The organism is Clostridioides sp. ZZV14-6154 (genome assembly GCF_020657785.1).
Taxonomy (GTDB): domain Bacteria; phylum Bacillota; class Clostridia; order Peptostreptococcales; family Peptostreptococcaceae; genus Clostridioides.
Genome location: NZ_JAGWCY010000008.1, coordinates 1 through 19441, shown reverse-complemented (window position 1 = coordinate 19441; position 19441 = coordinate 1). Strand labels below are relative to the sequence as shown.

The following is a 19441-nucleotide window of genomic DNA, read 5'->3' as shown; positions in this document are numbered from 1 at the left end:
TTGATAGATTACTTATTTTTATTTAATATTGACTTAGAAATATTATTATATGATTAAGATTAGATAAATAATATAACTTTATCTATAGAATCTACAAAAATATGACTTCTATCAAAAAATAAAGAGGCATTACCAACTTTTCGGTAATACCCCTTTGTTTTATTTTTAATTTAAGTGATTTTTCTTAATCTCATCAAGTAGTCCATCTTCTAGATAAATTTCTAACGCACATCCTACCATTGCCTTTACTGCTTTGTGGAGTTTATCATAAGCTTCCTCAGAATTTGCATAATTTAAAAACTCTTTTTCATGAACATATACCATTGGATTTATGTCTAGAGCTATTTCTGTATACATAGTAGGACAAACTTGGCTTACATTTCCTATATCTGTAGAACCTACTGGCCCCTCTTTTCCTTCTAATATATCCGTTATACCTGCTTCAATTAAATTATTCTTTGTTATATTCTGAAGCACCTTATTATTAATTATGTTGTCAAAAGAATTTTCAAAGTATCTATAAGAAAGTTTAGCTCCTGTCATTAGCTCTGCACCTTTCGCACAGTTTATAACTTTTTTAGTTACTTCATCTAAATAACTTCTTTCAGCAGCTCTTACGAAAAACTCACAGGCTGCTTTTTCTGGAACTATGTTTGGAGCTTCTCCTCCATTTGAAACTATCCCATGTATTCTAACATCTGATTTTACATGCTGTCTTAGTGCATTTATTCCTGCAAAAGTAAGTTGTACTGCATCTAATGCATTAACTCCCATATGAGGGTGGCTAGCTGCATGTGCTGATACACCTTCAAAACTAAACTCTATTGAGTCTATTGCCAAAGCCTTGCAGTTTATGTTATTAAAAGCTTCTATATGCATCTGATAACTTACATCAACATCATCAAAAGCTCCTGCTTTAACTAAATCACACTTTCCTCCTGTTGTCTCTTCAGCTGGTGTTCCTATTAGTACAATTTTTCCTTTAAAATTTTCTTTTAACTTACTTAGTACTATACAAGCTCCTAATGTAGATGCAGCAATCCAGTTATGTCCACAAGCATGACCTGGTTCTTTATTTTCCCCATATCCAGGTAGTGCGTCATACTCAGCTAAAAATGCTATAGTTGGACCATCGTTATCCCCTAGCTCTGCTCTAAAAGCAGTATCCATATTGCAGTACGGATAAGTTGTATCAAATCCATATTCCTTCATTTTCTCTACTAAGTACTTTGATGATATATATTCTTCTTCTCCTAGTTCTGGATTGTTAAATATAAAATCACATACTTCTTCAATTTCTTTTCCCAGTTCATTCTCTATCTCATAAGCTCTTTTCTTTATACTTTCAATCATAATATACCTCCTATTAGAATCCAACAAATAATCCTATTGTTAAAAATACCATTACAGTAATTGTTAATACTACCATTAAAGGCATTACAAATCTAACCCACTTTGACCAAGGAATATTAGCTACTGCTAGTGCTCCCATTAAAACACCTGATGTAGGTGTTATTAAATTAGTTACACCTATACCAAATTGATAAGCTGTAACTATCATTTGTCTAGATACATCTACTAAGTCTCCAAGTGGTGCAAGTACAGGTATTGTAAGTGATGCAAGTCCTGATGCTGATGGTATAAAAAATGCTATTAAACCTTCTATTAAGAAAGTTAAATTTATAAATATAGTTTTTGGAAGTCCATTTAATAAATTTGCGGCAGAATTTAAAATTGTATCTATTATAAATCCATTTTCTGCTATTATTACTATTCCACGTGCAAATGCTATACATAACCCTGCTGTCATTAAATCTCCTGCTCCACTTATAAATGAATTGACTATGTCATCTTGTTTAAGCCCTGATGCTATTCCTGATATTATACCTATAGCTGTAAATATCATTGCAATTTCAGTTATGTACCATCCTAGCTTTAAAACTCCATATATCATAATTGCCATACCTATTGTGAAAATTGCTATTACCATAGCTTCTCTTTTTGTAAATTCTTTTATGTTTGTATCAGTATTAGCCATTGATTCTTGATTCAATGATATACCATGTACTAAAGACTTTTTAGGGTCTTTTTTAACTTTATTGGCATACATCATAACAAATCCTATAGATATAGCCATATATATTATAAACATAACAACTCTCAACTCTATCCCAGAACCTGGTGTTATTTGTGACAATGCTTGTGCTATTCCTACAGAGAAAGGATTAGTAGTAGCTGCTCCAAATCCAGCTGTTGCTCCTATAAATACTGTCGCTACTGCTGTTAATGAATCATATCCCATACTGGTCATGAGTGGAATAAATATCATATAAAAAGGTAGTGTTTCTTCACTCATTCCAAATGTTGTTCCACCTAATCCAAATAGAATCATTGATATAGGTATTATTAAAAATTGGAATCTCTTCATTTTATTTACAGTATGAGCTATAACAGCTTCTATAGCTCCTGTTTTATTAACTATTCCAAAAGCTCCTCCAACTATCAAAACAAATCCAACTACTTCAGCCGCATCTATAAATCCATTTATAGGTGCTGTAAATACATCAGTAATTCCCTGTGGATTTGATGCTGCTTTTTCATAAGTTCCAGCTACAACAACCGATCTTCCGTCTATATCTACCCTTTCAAAATTTCCACTTGGCACTATCCAAGTAAGAACTGCCATTACTACTATTAGTAAAAATATTATAGTAAGTGTCTGTGGCATAGTAAACTTTTTCTTTTTTAAACTGCTCATTTTTAATCTCCCCACTTTTTAAATTAAAATATTTTATTATTGCTTCCCTTTTCTATCCTATTTTGTATAGATGTAAAAAAGCTCAACATGGATACATGTTGAGCTAAATGCGCTAAATACAATATACCTACACCTTCCCTTTATCTTAGTTAAGATAGCTCTCCATCAAAATTCGGGATAATTTTGATGACAGTGCTGTACTTATTAAATACAGCCCCAGCACTAGCTTTGGACACTAGCACTTCGGCACTTACTCCTTTTATATTGCTTCATTGGCTTCCAACCTCTTCAATATTAATCTTAGTAAATGCGACCTCTACCTCAATCTTTTTATTAGATGAGGTAATTCTTATTAAATTTTATTTATTCTAAATAATTGTAGCATAATGTGTCGAGATTGTAAATATTTTCAGAAGAGTTTCTATGCTTTGATAATATTAATAAATCTAACTTATACTATTCCAGTATATAATTACAACTTTAGTTTTATGTTTAAAAATATATTTGTTTTCTCTTTTTTCTATCATATTGTCTATATACTTATCTAACATATCACTAATGTTAATCTTTTTATTTAATTCTGTTTCCATTTTAAAAAGTATATCCTCTATACTATTGAATTCAATTTCATTTTCAACATCAATAAATTTTATATCTGCACATATATTTAAAGAATGTAGTATATTTGGAATATATATATAATCTGGACAAGTTCTATCTTTATCACCTAAATCCATATACAAATCATTAAATAATGGTTTTTGAATAGTTCTCACTATAATCACTTTTTCTCTAGCTAACTTATCCATCTTACTCAAAGCATCTTTAATATCCCAAATTCGATAAAGAGAATTCACAGATAAAATATAATCACTATGCCCAACATTAATCTCTTCCCATTTCCCTTGTACTGTGTCTATATTAGTTATATTATGTTCACTAATCTTTCCTTCAAGCACATTAAGCATATCTATTGAAAAATCATTAGCAATTACACCTTTACATTTCTTAGAAAGTGGTATAGTAAATTTTCCAGTACCTACACCAATTTCTATAAGATTTTTTCCTTCATCTATTAACTCATCTATAAAATCAAATACTTCTTTTGAATAATCATAAAGTGTTGGATTATCATCATATTTATGAGATAATTTTTTGAAAAATATTCTTTCCGCTTCATCATCAAAAGCTCTTTCTCTTGCATATCCTTCTTTACTTTCAATATACTCATGCCATTTTTTCTCAAAATCTATATTTTTATAACACATGCTTAATCTTCCTTTCTAAAAGTGTTAGGGACAAGATTTGTAATTTTCTATACTCAAAAAACTACTCTTACTAATGTAATAATTGATTGACTAAACAATTGATTACTATATTTTAAAAATTAGTGAAATTCTCAATAAGCTCTTTAGTATAAGCATGCTTTGCACTTTTATACAATTCCTTAGCCTCTATAGTTTCAACTATCTTGCCATTTAACATGACCGCAACCTCATCACTAACTTCTTTTACCAAGTCTATATCATGAGATATAAATAAATAGGTTATATTAAACTGTTTTTGAGCTTTCTTCAAAACCTGTATAACTTGAGCTTGCACAGATACATCTAGCATTGATGTAGGTTCATCCAATATCATAAATTTAGGATTTAATAAAAGGACTCTAGCTAAAGTAACTCTTTGTATTTGTCCTCCACTTACTTGATGTGGGTATCTATTTAAAATTTCCTCACTAAGCCCAACAAAACTTAAGTATTCCATTATGTATTCTCTTGCTTTATTCTTTTCGTAGAGTTTATGAATTTTTAATGGCTCCACAAGGCTCCCATATATAGTTTTTTTAGGGCTTAGGGCAGAATCTGGATGTTGAAATATTATCTGCATCTCTTTTCTTAAATCCCTCATTTGAGAAAAATCATAATTACTGATATCTCTACCATTAAAATAAATTTTACCTCCATCAGATTTAATAAGTCTTAAAATAAGCCTTGATAAAGTTGATTTTCCGCATCCACTTTCTCCTACAAGACCTAATGTTTTTCCTTCTTTTATTTCAAATGATACATCATCTACCGCCTTGACTATCTTTTTATTGATTATTCCGCTTTTAAACTCCTTATAAAGGTTACAAACTTTTATCATAAAGAAAACACCTCACCTTTGAACCATTAACATCAAATAGTCTTGGTTCATAATCAATACATGTTTTTTTTGCAACCTTACATCTTGGAGAAAATCTACATCCTTTTGGTAAGTTTGTTAAACTTGGTGCTATCCCTTCAATAGGTATTAATTTTTCATTTGGCTGTGAATCGATTAAACCTCTTGTATAAGGATGTAGTGGATTATTAAATATACTATTTTTTGGACCCTCTTCTATGATTTTACCTGCATACATAACTACAACTTCATCACAAAGCTTTTTAGCCAGCATTAAATCATGAGTTATAAGTATCATACTAACACCCATATTATTTCTTAAATCATAAAATACTTCATATACTTGCTTTCTTATTATTGCATCCAACCCTTTAGTTGGTTCATCTGCAATTATCCAGTTAGGTTTTAATGATGTCCCTATAGCTGCCAATGCCCTTTGACTCATACCTCCACTTAGCTGAAATCCATACGAATTATAAACCAACTCACTATTTGCGAAAAAGAATTTTTTTAATATCTCTAAACTTTTACTCTTGCAAGAATTCTTTTTCTCTTTTCCATGATAATAAAAAAGTTCATTCATATGACTTCCTATTTTCAATATTGGATTAAAAGAACTTGATGGATTTTGGGGGATTAACGCTATTTTTTTCCCTCTGATTTCTCTAATTTCCTTTTCTTTAATTTTTAGCAAATCTTTTTCTTCATATAAAACACTGCCTGAAACAATTGAATTATTAGATACAAGGTTCAAAATTCCTAGTCCTAGCACCGATTTTCCACTTCCAGTTTCTCCAATAATTCCTGTAATTCTACCACTTTGAAAGGTTCTAGATACTCCATCTACAGCTTTTACTTTTCCTTCTTTAGTATTAAAATGAATTTTTAAACCTTTTATACTTATATCTCTATTCATAGTTTTATTCCTTCTAAAGATATTGGCTTAAAGAGTTGCTTTTTTCATCAAACATATCCCTTAGTGCATCTCCAATTAAATTTATACTGCAACACAATAATAATATACTAAAACCAGGTGCTAATAATAGATTTGGATAGCTTCTAAAATGAGTCTTAGCATCATTTATCATAACACCCCAATCGGCTTGTGGAGGTTGTATTCCTAGACCTAAAAAACTTAACGATGCCATAGAAAGTACACTTTTTCCTATCCTTATTGTAAATAGTACTATAAAAGGAGCAAATATGTTTGGAATTATATAGTGCAAAATTATATAAAGATGACTAGCACCTAATGCTCTTGCACCTTCAACATATTTTTCTTCTTTTACCTTTAATACCTCTCCTCTAACTACTCTTGAAAAACCAGCCCAGGAAGTAAATACTATTGCAATTAATAAACTTTTTATACCTGGTCCAAGAACTCCAGCAAGAGCAATCATAAAGCTAAGACTGGGAAGACCTTGAAATATATTTACAATAGACTGGATTATCGTATCTACTATACCACCACAATATCCTGCTATTATACCTACAAAACTACCAAATAGCATTGTTAATAGGCTTGCTAAAAAAGCTAAAGATATGGATACTCTGGCTCCATATAATATTCTACTTAGAATATCTCTACCTAGAGTATCTGTTCCAAGTATATGCTCTCTAGAAATCCCCATTAACCTATCCTCCATTTGTACTTGATTAGGGTCATATGGAGCTAACTCTGGTGCAAACATTGCAACAAGTATCATAATTATTAGCACTAAAAAAGCTAGTTTATGTATAAATAACATTTCTTTAAATTTATCCATATTATTTACCTCCAACCCTCATTTTAGGATTAAGAAATAGGTAACATATATCTACAATTAAATTAAACACTATAAATATAATCCCTGTAAATAGCACATATCCTTGCACTACTGGATAATCCCTACTCATTATTCCTTGTATTACATAGCTTCCCATACCTGGAATACTAAAAATAACCTCAACCACTGTGGAGCCTCCTAAAATAGCACCAAAATAATTTCCCAGAACAGTTACAATAGGCATTAATGAATTTAAAAAAGCATACTTAAAAATAACTATTTTATTTGGCAGGCCCTTAGCTTTTGCCACTGTTATATAGTTTTGTCCTATACTTTCTATTAAAGTTGCTCTATTTAGCCTTGCTACAGTTCCTATAGTTCCAGCTGCTAAAACAAATCCAGGCATTATTAAATGTTTAATTGTACCATACCCACTTGTAGGTAGCCATCTAAGATTCTCACAAAATATACTTAACATGATAATAGCTAACCAAAACCCTGGAATAGATGTCAGAAGCAATGATACAAAAGTGCCAATCTTATCTATCGTTGAATCCTTTTTTAAAGCCATGATTATAGCTAGTGGTATAGATAACACTATAACAAAAAACATAGCCATTAAAGATAAAGAGAAGGTTATTGGTAACCTTCTTAATATCTCTTCTGTGATAGATGTCTTTTTGATATAGGAAAGTCCTAAATCTCCAGTCATAGCTTTTTTAGTCCAATTAATATACTGAACTATAATATTATCATTTAACCCTAATTCTTCTCTAACTCTTTCTATTTCTTCATCTGTAGGAGCAGAAATACCATCCATGCTTAAATATTCAACCGCTGGGTCACCAGGTGCTATAACCCCTAATATAAATCCTAGAAAAGTTATTCCTATCAAAATAGGGATAGTCATCAATATCCTTCTAATTAAATATTTAAATGGTGTTTTCACTACTTACTCCACTCCATATTTGCTAATGTAGTTCCATATAATGTAGGTTTGTACCCAGTTATTTTTTTATTATAGGCAATTAAGTTAACATCTTCAAATAATGGTATAGCTGATGGATGTTCTGCTGATATATCTTGAAGTTCATTATATATTTTACTTCTTTCATCTAAGTCCATTGTTTTTTCTAATTGACCTATTAATTCATCTGCTCTTTCATTTTTATAGCCCAATGAATAAGCTATATTACTTGACCCTGTGCTTCTCATATAACTATCAAATATAGAAAATGGTTCTGCATTTGGAAGCCCTTGAGTGTGAAGTGCTATATCATAATTTCCTGTTTTTTGTGCTTCCTTAAAAGCTGCTCCATCAAGTATAGTTATTTTAGAGTTTAATCCAACTTCACTTAATACAGATTGTATATACTCTGCTACAGTTTTGTATGGATAACGGTCTACACCATAAGATGGTATTATAAACTCTAACTCTTTTGTTTCCCCTTTTAACTCATCCTTTATGATTTTTTTTGCTTTTTCTGCATCATAAACAGGTTTAATTTCCTTAGCAAAAGGAGAACCTTGATTCAATATATTCATAGTGGGAGTTCCATATCCTCCATAAAATTTATTTACTATAGTTTCTCTATCCAACAACAAACTTAGTGCTTCTTTTATCTTAACATTATTAAATGGTGCCCTAGTACCGTTTGTAGATACAAATTGAGTTATTGTTGATGGAGATGTTTTAATCTCAAAGTTTTCATCCTTTATTAGCTCACTAGCTAACTCTGGAGTAATAGCCCCTAAATCCATAACACCCATAATTTCCTCTGATTTAAGTGCTGTGTAACGAGTTTGTGCATCTTTAATTACATTTACTCTTACATTTTTAACTTTACTTTTATCTCCATAATAGTCTTGATTTCTCTCTAACAAAACAAATTGTTCTTTTTCTCTTTCTTTTATCTTAAATGGACCAGTTCCTTGTGCATATTTAGTAAAATCTCCCGTTTTTATATCAAAACACTCTGGACTATACATAGCACTTCCAAATCTAGCCATGTTGTATATTAAAGTTGATATTGGTTTACTAAAAGTAAGTTTAACTTCATAGTCAGAAACTTTATCCACACTTAGTAAATTAGGATATGTCTTTTCTATATCAAACGAATAAAAAGGTGAGGATTTTGTTTTCATATTCATATAACGTTCAAAGTTTTTTACTACTGAATCTGCATTCAAATCTACACCATCATGAAATTTTACACCCTTCTTTATTGTAAATGTCCATTCTTTATAATCATCTGAATTTGACCACTTTTCTGCAAGTTCTGCCTTTGGTTTTCCATCATCACCCAATCCTATTAGCGGTTCCCAAACATAAAGTATAGAACTTGTGTAATAAGCATCTTGTTCACCTGGTGCCAAATCCCTAGCTGCTGCTAAAACTACTTCCTTTTCATTATTCATCTTACTAACATCATTATTTTCCTCTGGTTTACTACACCCTGTTAGCAATGATAACATCAGCATAACTGCTAAAATTATACTACTCAACTTCCCTTTTGAAATCTTCCTCATGATACATTTCCCCCTTATTTAGAAATATGAGCATAAAAAAAGTTATAGCAAATAATGCTATAACATCCCATTTTAATATGTATACTTTAAATTCTAAATTCCATATACAAAACAATAAATCTAGTTGCTCCCCTCTAAATTTATTTACTAATATTTAATGTAGGTATCTGACTTACATTTCATTTTCTCAGCCTTTCTAAATAACATCTGTTGGCTATGTAGAATTTATCCATGCTTACAGTGATGGGTTCGTGTTGGATTTTCACCAACTTCCCTACTCTTTAAATACGTTTATTCAATTCTTAGTTTAATTGTATGCAATCTTATATAAATTGTCAACTTAAATCAAAATATAGCACTATATGCAAAATTATAAATATATAGTAATTCATCTGATAAAAATACTACTTTTAATTTAGTATTTATATTTACTAGTTGTATATGTTACAAACTAAGTGTCTAAGCTTTATTATGAAATATAAATATTTAAATTAAAATTTACAATTATCTATCTATTAAAGTCTATTATAAAAACAGATATATTTTTTTCATACGGAAGGTAATAAGCTACTTTATCTCCTTTAACTACATTTTTCATAATATGATTGTATATAGTTTCATACTCTCCGCCTTCATCATAAGACTTAGCATACCTGACTATATCATCTTTACAGGTAAATGTCTGTCCAAATTCAAGACTTAATGGTATTAATTCATATTTAAGTTTCTTTTCATCTAATAATGATTTTAAATTTTTTGAACTATGTCTTTCTACCATGTCCATTCTTTTCTTAGATACTGGAATATGAGTTTTGGATTTATCATTAACAATTGCAATTAATCTATCACAGTGTTCAGTAAAAAATTCTATATTCTCATATGAAAAAAATGAAATTAATATAGTATCAAATCTTGTATTTATCTCTTTAAAATCTTTGACCATATATCTAATATTGTTTATATTATTGTCTTTTATTGATTTTTCTAAGTAATTTATAGCATTTTGGTTTATATCAATACAAGTTATATCTTTTAGTTCTTCGCTTAAATACATATCTATTAAACCTAATCCACAACCTACATCACAAAAAGTTTGGCTATCTTTGATGTATGGAATTATTTCTTTAGCTAATATCTTGTGAAAACCAGTATATTCACTTGCATCAACAAAAGATTTTATTGTAGTATCATTCCAATTCATTCTCATACTTAAATTTCCCCACTATCTTTTAAATTTACTTTCTGACCTGTACTGTAAAACATACTGTTTCTCTCATTTCCACTTATTATGCTCATTACTTTATCATGTTCTTTAATTACAAATCCTGATAAATCATTTACTCCATACTTAAATAATATAGGTGCCATTGGAGTTGCTGGACCTACCAATACCACATAAGCATTTTTACTTAATTCTAAATACCAAGGAAAAGTTTTTGTACTTAATGTGTAACAAGATATAACTACAAAGTCCTGTTCAGGTAAGATATATGGTGCTGAAGTCTCTGGATAATCACCATATATATCTTCACTTTCTATTATGGATAAATCACACACAGGTGCAAATAGTTGTTCTAAATAGTGAAAATGACCTATAACCGCTACCTTTTTCCCCCTTATCATATTTTGGTATGAAATAAAAGGGTCATTAATTCTATCTTCTATAAAATTGTTTTCATTTAACTTTATATTATTTTCTTTTGAAATTTTTACAGAATTATAATAAGAATTTATTGCAGCTAAGCCAATTCCTGATTCTGTGATATTCCAAGACTTAATACATCCAGCTATTTCATGTAAAGATTTTCCTTTAAAAGATTTTACGAACTCTGGAGGACGCCCATCTTCATTATATACAAAACCGATACCACTACCTACACTACTTCTTACTAAAATATTATGTTGCCCAACAGCTATATCTTCAACGATTATATCCTTAGGAATTCCTTCTATTAAATCATCATAAATTTCCCACAAAGCCAGTTACCTCCTCCTGTACAATACTTTTTATTTCTTTTCTATTTAAGACTTCACCTTTTCTAACCTTGTGCCTAATATCTAGTAAAATATTATCTAAGCTTTCTATGTATTTAATACTTTCTATTTCTTCATCTGTCGTAGATATTACCTTTGAAATTCCACCATTTTTAATAACTATTCTTTTATCAGCATTTAAAGCTAATATAGGGTCATGTGTTGAAATCAAAATTATTTTTTCCTTTTTAGATAATAGTCTTAGAGCTTCTTTTCTATCTATACCTGCATTTTCAATTTCATCAATTAAAACTATCGGTGAAGAACTCATATATGCAGTATCCGATATCATAAGAGCTCTTGATTGACCTCCCGATAATTGAGTTATTTTTGTGGTTAATTCAAATTTTTCTCCAGCTAGTTTATTAGCACAATAAAAGCATTTTTTTACTATGTCATCTTGATTTTTACAGAAACGACTTTTAGAGTGCATTTGTAAAAATTCTTCTACTGTTAAATCCATTACAAAATTCATATTTTGTGAAAGTTGAGCTACTAACTTTCCATCCATAACAAAACGAGTTTCATCACTTGGAACACTTTCATTTATTAATATTTGTCTGTTAGTAGGAGTGTCTCTCTGGGCTAAACATTCAATATCCTCTAGCAGTCTACTTTTTCCTGAGCCTGTAGGTCCAACAATACTTATAATTTCTCCAGCCTTTATTTTCAGCGAAATAGCTTCTTTTTCTTTTAGCTTATTGTACCCACCATTAATAGTAATACTTTCTATATTTAAGCTCTCTTCATCTTGGTCAAATTCTTTTAAAAACTCCACCAATTTAATATATAATTCTTCTTTTTCTATACCAAAAGTTATATAAAATTCCTCATCTAAAGATTCTATTAAATTATTAAAAGCAATTGAGTCATCTATATTACTTAGATTATAATTTAAGAAAAAATCAAAGGCCATAGAATAGCTTTCTTTTATCTCTTCTATAGACATGTTTAGTAAATTTTCATAATTATCATATTTCATAGTCAAACTCCATTTTCTTTATCATTCCCATTTGATAAGATTCTCCAATTCTAGTCTCTCCAGTACAGTAAGAACACACTGATGCTGGTGTTGTAAAACGTAATTGCTTTTCTCTAAGCGTAGTTATTTCTTTTATATCACTTAAATATTTCTTAAGTAAAAACACTCCTTGTCCTGTGATTCCATTTATAAATATTATCTTAGCTTTTGAATTTACTTGACGTACATTAAAGGAAAATACCTCCCTTTCTGCTTGTGATACTATATCTCCTTTTGTAATTACAACAATATCAGCATATTTTAGCATTGGTCCTATTTTTCTAGGTGTATTTATCCCTGATAAATTATCTATTACACAAACTGCTGGTATAGTTTTTATATATGGTGAGCAACGATTACAAAGCCCTGCACTTTCAGTAATTAAAATATCTAAGTTTAATTTTTTAGACCAATAAAGTGCATCTTCAATATTACTTATAAAAAAATGGTCTGGACAAATTTTACCAGAAAGTCCAATTTGAACAGGTATATTATTCTCTTCATATCTAATCTGGTCAAAAGATGTAAGGCAGTCAAACTTTACTACTCCAACCTTATTTTCTTCTGCCTCCATAGCTTTAATTAGATGAAGAATAACAGATGTTTTTCCGGATGATGGTGGCCCTGCTACTGTAATTAGTTTCATATCAATTCCCCTTTTTATGAAAGAAAGTAGGTAAAATCCTACTTTCTTCTAATTTACGTCTATATATTATTTATTAACTTTATGTCTATACATTATTTAATAACTTTATATCTATATACTATTTAATAGCGTTTTTAGTTAATTTGCTATATTGTCCATCACTTAAATCAACATGATAAAATAACTTATAAAATTCTTTTGTTTTTTCTTTTAAATCATAATTAAAATGCTCTGGATAAAGTATTTCAGATAACCAAATCATACCCATATATCTATTTACAGATGGAGGGAATCCCATCCAATTATATGGAGTGCTTGGTGCTTCATAGTGTTTATTACTAGATATAGCACTTATTTTTTGCCATTCAGCCTGACTTCCTACTTTACTATATATACTCTGTGGTGCAAACACTATTACATCTGGATTCCATAAGTATAATTGTTCTAATGATACTTCATTTCCATTGCCTTTACTTGATGGGTCATCAAGCTTTGCAACATTATTTGCAAGTATATTAATAATTTCAGAGTGGAAAGACCCTTCTGCGATTACATTTGTTCCTGTATCTCCTAAGCAATAAGCAAGGTTTACTTTATTCTTATCACCTATTTTATTCATCGTTTCTACAGTTGTATCATAAGTAGTTTTACAGTAATCAGCTAATACTTTTGCATTATCTTCTACATTTAAAATTTTTCCTAGCTTAGTGTAGCATTCTGACATATTAGCAGTTGTAGCTTCTATAAATATAGTTGGTATACCTGTTTGTTCTTGTATAGAATCTAAATCTTCTTTCATGCTACCTTTCTTCTCACCTATATCAATAATTACTTGTGGTTCTGCTGCTGCAAGGGCTTCCATATTTAAATCTCCCTTACCATAAAATTGACCAAAAACAGGAAGACTAGTATACTTTTTATCCACATAGTCTTTTGAATCATCTGTCCAATCTCCTGATAATCCAACTAACTTATCTGGTGCCACTGAAAATAGTACGATTTGTGCTAAACTTCCTGAAGGTGCTATTTTTTCAATATTTGCTGGAATCTCAACCTTTCTACCTACTGAATCAGTAAACATTATTGTTTTAGATGCGTTTTTATCCTCTTTTTCACCTTTAACATCATCATTTGATGATGTACATCCAACTAAAGATGTTATTGCTAAAGTTAGTACCAATAACAATGATAATAATTTCTTTTTCATTTTATCCCCCTTAAGTAAATTATATAGTTACACTTTTTGGTATGCAGACTCTGATTTTGTCATCATATAAACTGTTTAATTCTACATCTACATTATATAATTTTTTAATTAGACCAGAATTAATTATGTACTTAGGCACACCAAAAGCTAATATTTCATGATTGTATAAAGCTAAAACCTTGTCTGCATACAAAAAAGCCTGGTCTGGATTGTGTGTTGACTGAATTATTATATATCCATCCCTCGTTAATTCTTTTACTGTATTTAATACTCTGATTTGATTACCATAATCTAAATCAGAGGTCGGCTCGTCCATAATAAGTATCTTTGCGTTTTGAGCTAAAGCTCTCGCAATAAGTACTAATTGTCTTTCTCCTCCACTTAAATTTACAAAACTCCTATCTTTTAAATAGGAAATTCCTATTTTGTCTAAAGATTCTTCAACTATTTCCATTTGTTTTTTAGTAGGTTTAGACATAGGTGAAATTTGTGATGTTGTTCCCATCAATACCATTTCAACAACGGAATAACTAAACACAGGATTATGAGACTGAGGGATATAAGCTATTTTTCTTGCTAGATTCTTAATTTTATAATCCTTCAAGTTTTTTCCATCCAATAATACTTCACCTTTATATCCTTTTAATAACTGAAGTATACACTTAAACATAGTACTTTTCCCTGCACCATTAGGTCCTAATATACATAGTAACTGACTACCTTCAACATTAAAGGATATTTGATTAAGTACATTTTGATCTTTATAAAAATAACTGAGATCTTTAACTTCTAAAATCATATTAATCCCCCCTTTTCGTAATCAGATATATGAAAAATGGTACACCAATAAATGATGTTAATATACCTATAGGTATCTCACTAGTCCATAAATTTCTAGATACATTATCAACTAACAACAAAAACGATGCTCCAAACATAGCTGATGTTGGCAATAAATAAACAAAATTATTTCCAACTAATCTTCTAGATAAATGTGGTATTACAAGACCAACCCAACCTATCATTCCACTTACAGCAACACTTGCAGAAGTTAAAAGTGTAGCACATATAATAGTAATGAATCTTATACGCTTTGTATTTATCCCCATTGTTCTTGCCTCATCTTCTCCTACAGTCAATATGTTTATTTGCCAGCTAATAAGTATTAGAGGTACTATACCTATTAACATAGGAATAATCGCAAATTTTATATCAGATATTTTAGCTCCTGATAAACTCCCCATCAACCAATATGTAATTGCAGGTAACTGGTCATTAGGGTCTGCTACAAGTTTTATAAAAGATGTACCTGAAGAAAATAATGAACTTACCATAATACCAGATAAAATTAAGCCTAACACCTTACTTCCCTTTGTTCTTTCACTTATCAAATAAACTAAAATTACAGTAATTAAACTAAAAATGAATGCACTAACAGTAACCTCTCTACCGCTTTTATAAAGAAATAGCGCTAAAGCTGCTCCAAATGCTGCTCCTGATGATGCCCCTAGTATATCTGGTGATGCCATAGGATTTAAAAAAATATATTGATATGATGCTCCTGCAGCTGCCAATGCCCCACCTACTAAACATGCAAGTGCTATTCTTGGCAATCTAACATTTAAAAATATAGTTTCCATGCTATCTGTCCAAAACTTATCTATATTGCATATTTTTGAAACTAAAATTCCAAATACTTGATGAGGCTCTACTGGATATTTTCCAAGTGCTAACGATACTAATATCAATACAATCAATATAATAACTAAACAAAGCATAATTAATTTATTACTTCTTACACTCTTACTCACTTATTTAATCCCTTTCTGCCCCTACTATTTTCATCATTTTACCTGTCTTTTCAATATCCTCATAAGGTGCACTTATTTTTACTAAATTAAAACATTTGTCTATATCCTCTACAACAAATCCACCTATATTTTTTATACCTATTTTTTTAAAAGCTGAAGATATAGGTGTCGATATATCACAAATTACGCTTTCTTTATTAAGTGAATCATTGGCTATTTTTATTAAATGTTTATTAATAATTAAGTCTCCACCTAAATATGTACTATCATAGTTTTCTACTAAATATCCATATGCTGATATGTTGTAATCACCTTCTTCTATTTTTCTATTGAAAAAATCCATATCATATCTAAATTTAATTTTATTTTTATTTTTAAGATTTCCCTCTACTACTGCTATTTTTTTTGATGAATCATCAATCATGGAAATAAAATGATGATTAATTTTCTCTACTTTTGATGGTTTAGTGCAAATATTCTGATTATAATAAGAATTTATTGCTGCTAATCCTAAACTAGCCTCTATAAAATTCCAAGACTTAATTGACCTGCATAAATCTTTTAAAGACATATTTATTTTTATATCGTTTTCAAAAGAAAATCTTTTATCACATAATAAATGACTAATACCTGCTCCATAATCTGTTATTACCATAGCAAACTCTGAACCTATAACAAAATCTTTTACTCTTATGTTTTCTGGTACTTTATCTATTAAATTATTATAAAATTCCCACATTTTGTCACCCCCTTCAAAGTAATTATATTATGTTTTATACTATTTAGCTATAATATTTTATATTTTTTTACAATTTTAGTTATGTTTTGTTATGTTTTATTATGTTTCATTTTTCATACTTCCGTATTTCTTAATTTAACAGTCCTATTTTAAAGTCATCAGTTTATTTAGTAGATATGGCTATTATGCACAAGTTTTCCATAAATTCAAAATAACTATAATACTCTTGAAACTAAAAAAGCCATGCAAACTAATCTAATTTGCACGGCTTTATACTCATTAATCTACACCTAATACAGCTTTAACTTTTGCTGCTATTGTGATAACTCTTGGCCCAAATATAACTTGAACTGAATTTTTCTTTCTAACTACTCCACTTGCACCTAAATCATTTACCCAGAAACCATCTTCATAGAATCCATCTATTGAGTTTAACTCTACTCTAAGCCTAGTTGCACAGTTTGTAATATTTTTTATATTACCACTTCCTCCTAGACCTTCTATTATAGAATGTACAAGTTCTGTATCTTTGTCTTCTACTGTATCTTCTACTGCACCATTATTTACTGCTTTAACATTATCTACTGATTGTCTTTCTCTGTATTCTTTCTTACTATAAAGCTTAACTTCTTCTGAACTTCTTCCTGGTGTCTTTATATCAAACTTCTTAATTGCCCATTTGAATATTACATAAGTAACTATAAAGAATATTGGTATTAAAAATAATAAAGGTAATGTACCCACTTTTTGAGATTGTAACAAGTTAGGAAACATATTTCTAAATGATTCTCCCATTATAGAAACATTAAACATTTCTGTAAATACATATGTTAATCCTGCTAGCGATACATATACTACAAAGTACAATAATGGTGCAACAAATAAGAATGTATACTCTATTGGTTCTGTTACCCCTACCAACATGGCTGTTACTATTGCTGGTATCAATATACTTCCATTAAACCCTAAGACAAAAACGTTTTCCACATTTGCAAAAACTGACCCTAATCCTATAAATACCCCTGCTACAACAAGTAATATAACAGGAATCATCATTGCTCCAGAAAGTACTTGTAATTTATCATTCATTTTGAATAGATTATAATTAGTTAGACAATAAATATTTTGTCATGATATTATTATATATAATAATACAAAGAGAGATTGTTTTATCAGAGCTAGAAAAAGTAATACCTAATATGAAATAATTATACTAATTGAAAAGGAAGTAGTCTATGAAAATAGCAATCATAACAACTGAATTCTTAAAGGAGTTTGTAGAGAACTCTATAAAAAGGTTAAATATTAATGCAGAAATTGAAATATATATTTATAAAGATTTTTCTCATGTTGGAGATTTGTATCTAGAAATCGAAGATAAGTTTGATGGATTTGCAGTTAGTGGCCCTATCCCTAAGGAAGCTATTACAAAAAAAGCTGGTACTATAAAAAAACCTTTAGTTGATTTTGGTACTGATTTACAAAGTTATTATGATACGTTTCTAAAACTTATTTTTAAATACAATACATTAGATTTTTCTAGAGCATACTTTGACCTAATGGACTGGGCAGATAATCCAAAAGACATATCATATTATTTATCAAATGGTACTTTTGGAGATTTAATGTATAGTATTAATGAAAATGCATCCAAAATGAGTTTATCTGATATAGCAGAACTTGAAAAAAATATTGCAAAAAAACATATTAAGTTATGGGATGAAGGTAAAATTGATTTTTCTACTACTCGTTTTAGTAGTATTGTTCCTATGTTACAAGATGCAGGAGTAAATTTTCATTTTATATATCCTGACATAAACTTATTAAAAAGTACTTTTAATGAATTAATAAAGGACATTCATCTGCATAGAATGAAGGTAAACCAACCTAGTGTAATATATATAACAGCTAAAGATACAAACTATGATGATTATACTATAGATAAAATTTATAAAATATTGAATACTGTAAAAAAAGACAAATTAACTGATTTTATAATTGAAAAAAATAGTAGTTCTTTTAAAATTTTTACTAAATGCGACACTATTAAATCATTAACCAAAAATTTTACTACATGTTATATAAAAGAATTTATTGAAAATAGTATAGAGTTTAAAGTATGTGTTGGGTATGGAATTGGTAATGATATAAAACAAGCTATGTCTAACGCCATAAGTGCTAATAAGGAATCTAAAATAAATCATTTAAACTACAGTTTCTTAGTTAATGAAAGTTATGAGACAATAGGACCTTTATTATGTGATAAATTACTTACTGTTTCAAATAAAGTAACTCCACACATAAATACAATTGCCAAAAATTCTAAATTATCTACTCTTACTATTCAAAAGATTATATCTGTTACTGAAATTCTACAAAGAGATGAAGTTACTCCCAAGGAATTATCTTCATGTTTAAATGTAACAGTAAGAACTGCCAATAGATTTTTAAGTAGTCTCCTAAAGTCTGGAAATGCTACTATATTATACGAAAAACAAAACTCAACAAAAGGTAGACCTGAGAGGGTATACAAATTATTTATATCAGAAAATAAACATTAAAATCTAGAGTACATAAAAACATTTTATCAAAGATAGGCGAAATACTCCATCCTCAACGTAAGTATGGTGGAGATGTAAACCTGTAATATAAATTAAAAGGAGGTGAAGAAATGATACAGATGAAAGCTTTTAAGTTTAGAATATATCCAAATCAAACTCAAAAAGAAATAATAGAAAAATCTTTTGGATGTTCAAGATTTGTGTAT

General features: G+C 29.4%; 19 protein-coding genes and 2 riboswitches. Of the genes, 2 read left to right on the top strand and 17 right to left on the bottom strand.

Translation table 11 applies throughout. The features are described 5' to 3' along the window. Nucleotides 1-165: 165 nt before the first annotated feature. The 17 genes from KGF45_RS14810 to KGF45_RS14730 all read right to left on the bottom strand — a co-directional run bounded on the left by KGF45_RS14810 (nt 166) and on the right by KGF45_RS14730 (nt 17763). Nucleotides 166-1353, bottom strand: coding sequence for a M20 family metallopeptidase (locus tag KGF45_RS14810; RefSeq protein ID WP_227838960.1), 1188 nt, complete (start codon nt 1351-1353; stop codon nt 166-168). Nucleotides 1354-1366: 13 nt separating this feature from the next. Then, nucleotides 1367-2758 carry a YfcC family protein gene (locus KGF45_RS14805; RefSeq protein WP_227433860.1) on the bottom strand — a complete coding sequence of 464 codons (1392 nt, stop codon included), beginning with the start codon at nt 2756-2758 and terminating at the stop codon, nt 1367-1369. 147 nt (nt 2759-2905) lie between these two features. After that, nucleotides 2906-3085: riboswitch (Lysine riboswitch) on the bottom strand. Between the two features lie 119 nt (nt 3086-3204). Beyond that, nucleotides 3205-4026 carry a class I SAM-dependent methyltransferase gene (locus tag KGF45_RS14800; protein WP_227842813.1) on the bottom strand — a complete coding sequence of 274 codons (822 nt, stop codon included), beginning with the start codon at nt 4024-4026 and terminating at the stop codon, nt 3205-3207. A gap of 112 nt (nt 4027-4138) precedes the next feature. Then, nucleotides 4139-4903: an ATP-binding cassette domain-containing protein gene (locus tag KGF45_RS14795; protein WP_227830076.1), complete on the bottom strand. Its 765-nt coding sequence runs from the start codon at nt 4901-4903 to the stop codon at nt 4139-4141. Further along, nucleotides 4887-5837 (bottom strand): ABC transporter ATP-binding protein, encoded by a 951-nt coding sequence (locus KGF45_RS14790; RefSeq protein WP_227842812.1) that lies wholly within the window; start codon nt 5835-5837, stop codon nt 4887-4889. Before KGF45_RS14790 ends, KGF45_RS14795 begins: the two co-directional genes overlap by 17 nt. Nucleotides 5838-5850: 13 nt before the next feature. Next, entirely contained in the window at nt 5851-6687 is an 837-nt protein-coding gene (locus tag KGF45_RS14785) for an ABC transporter permease (RefSeq protein WP_227830078.1), read from the bottom strand. Between the two features lies 1 nt (nt 6688). After that, the gene (locus tag KGF45_RS20505) at nt 6689-7636 is read right to left on the bottom strand and encodes an ABC transporter permease (RefSeq protein ID WP_227830079.1); all 948 of its coding nucleotides are present in this window, start codon (nt 7634-7636) and stop codon (nt 6689-6691) included. Beyond that, complete coding sequence (locus KGF45_RS14775; RefSeq protein WP_227842811.1) at nt 7636-9216, bottom strand: ABC transporter substrate-binding protein; 1581 nt, start codon at nt 9214-9216, stop codon at nt 7636-7638. Before KGF45_RS14775 ends, KGF45_RS20505 begins: the two co-directional genes overlap by 1 nt. Before the next feature lie 161 nt (nt 9217-9377). Next, nucleotides 9378-9515: riboswitch (cobalamin riboswitch) on the bottom strand. A 209-nt stretch (nt 9516-9724) separates the two neighbouring features. Continuing rightward, nucleotides 9725-10423, bottom strand: coding sequence for a methyltransferase (locus KGF45_RS14770; RefSeq protein ID WP_227830081.1), 699 nt, complete (start codon nt 10421-10423; stop codon nt 9725-9727). A gap of 2 nt (nt 10424-10425) precedes the next feature. After that, complete coding sequence (locus KGF45_RS14765; RefSeq protein WP_227830082.1) at nt 10426-11193, bottom strand: Rossmann-like domain-containing protein; 768 nt, start codon at nt 11191-11193, stop codon at nt 10426-10428. Beyond that, the gene (locus tag KGF45_RS14760) at nt 11177-12232 is read right to left on the bottom strand and encodes an ATP-binding cassette domain-containing protein (RefSeq protein WP_227830083.1); all 1056 of its coding nucleotides are present in this window, start codon (nt 12230-12232) and stop codon (nt 11177-11179) included. The genes KGF45_RS14765 and KGF45_RS14760 overlap by 17 nt, the downstream gene beginning before the upstream one ends. Then, complete coding sequence (locus tag KGF45_RS14755) at nt 12222-12917, bottom strand: GTP-binding protein (RefSeq protein ID WP_227433850.1); 696 nt, start codon at nt 12915-12917, stop codon at nt 12222-12224. Before KGF45_RS14755 ends, KGF45_RS14760 begins: the two co-directional genes overlap by 11 nt. Nucleotides 12918-13035: 118 nt before the next feature. Continuing rightward, nucleotides 13036-14124 (bottom strand): ABC transporter substrate-binding protein, encoded by a 1089-nt coding sequence (locus tag KGF45_RS14750; RefSeq protein ID WP_227842810.1) that lies wholly within the window; start codon nt 14122-14124, stop codon nt 13036-13038. Nucleotides 14125-14143: 19 nt separating this feature from the next. Continuing rightward, nucleotides 14144-14923 (bottom strand): ABC transporter ATP-binding protein, encoded by a 780-nt coding sequence (locus KGF45_RS14745; RefSeq protein ID WP_227842809.1) that lies wholly within the window; start codon nt 14921-14923, stop codon nt 14144-14146. Nucleotide 14924: 1 nt separating this feature from the next. Continuing rightward, nucleotides 14925-15935 (bottom strand): FecCD family ABC transporter permease, encoded by a 1011-nt coding sequence (locus KGF45_RS14740; protein ID WP_413926595.1) that lies wholly within the window; start codon nt 15933-15935, stop codon nt 14925-14927. A gap of 4 nt (nt 15936-15939) precedes the next feature. Beyond that, on the bottom strand, nt 15940-16674 hold the full coding sequence (locus KGF45_RS14735) for an enolase N-terminal-like fold-containing protein (protein ID WP_227842808.1): 735 nt from the start codon (nt 16672-16674) through the stop codon (nt 15940-15942). Between the two features lie 279 nt (nt 16675-16953). Further along, entirely contained in the window at nt 16954-17763 is an 810-nt protein-coding gene (locus KGF45_RS14730; RefSeq protein WP_227842807.1) for a glucose PTS transporter subunit EIIB, read from the bottom strand. Between the two features lie 146 nt (nt 17764-17909). On the opposite strand from KGF45_RS14730, the gene KGF45_RS14725 reads away from it, so the two are divergent. After that, nucleotides 17910-19235 carry a hypothetical protein gene (locus KGF45_RS14725; protein WP_227838972.1) on the top strand — a complete coding sequence of 442 codons (1326 nt, stop codon included), beginning with the start codon at nt 17910-17912 and terminating at the stop codon, nt 19233-19235. A gap of 110 nt (nt 19236-19345) precedes the next feature. Beyond that, nucleotides 19346-19441 (top strand): helix-turn-helix domain-containing protein (locus KGF45_RS14720; RefSeq protein ID WP_413926561.1); only part of this gene is annotated, 96 nt, incomplete at its 3' end.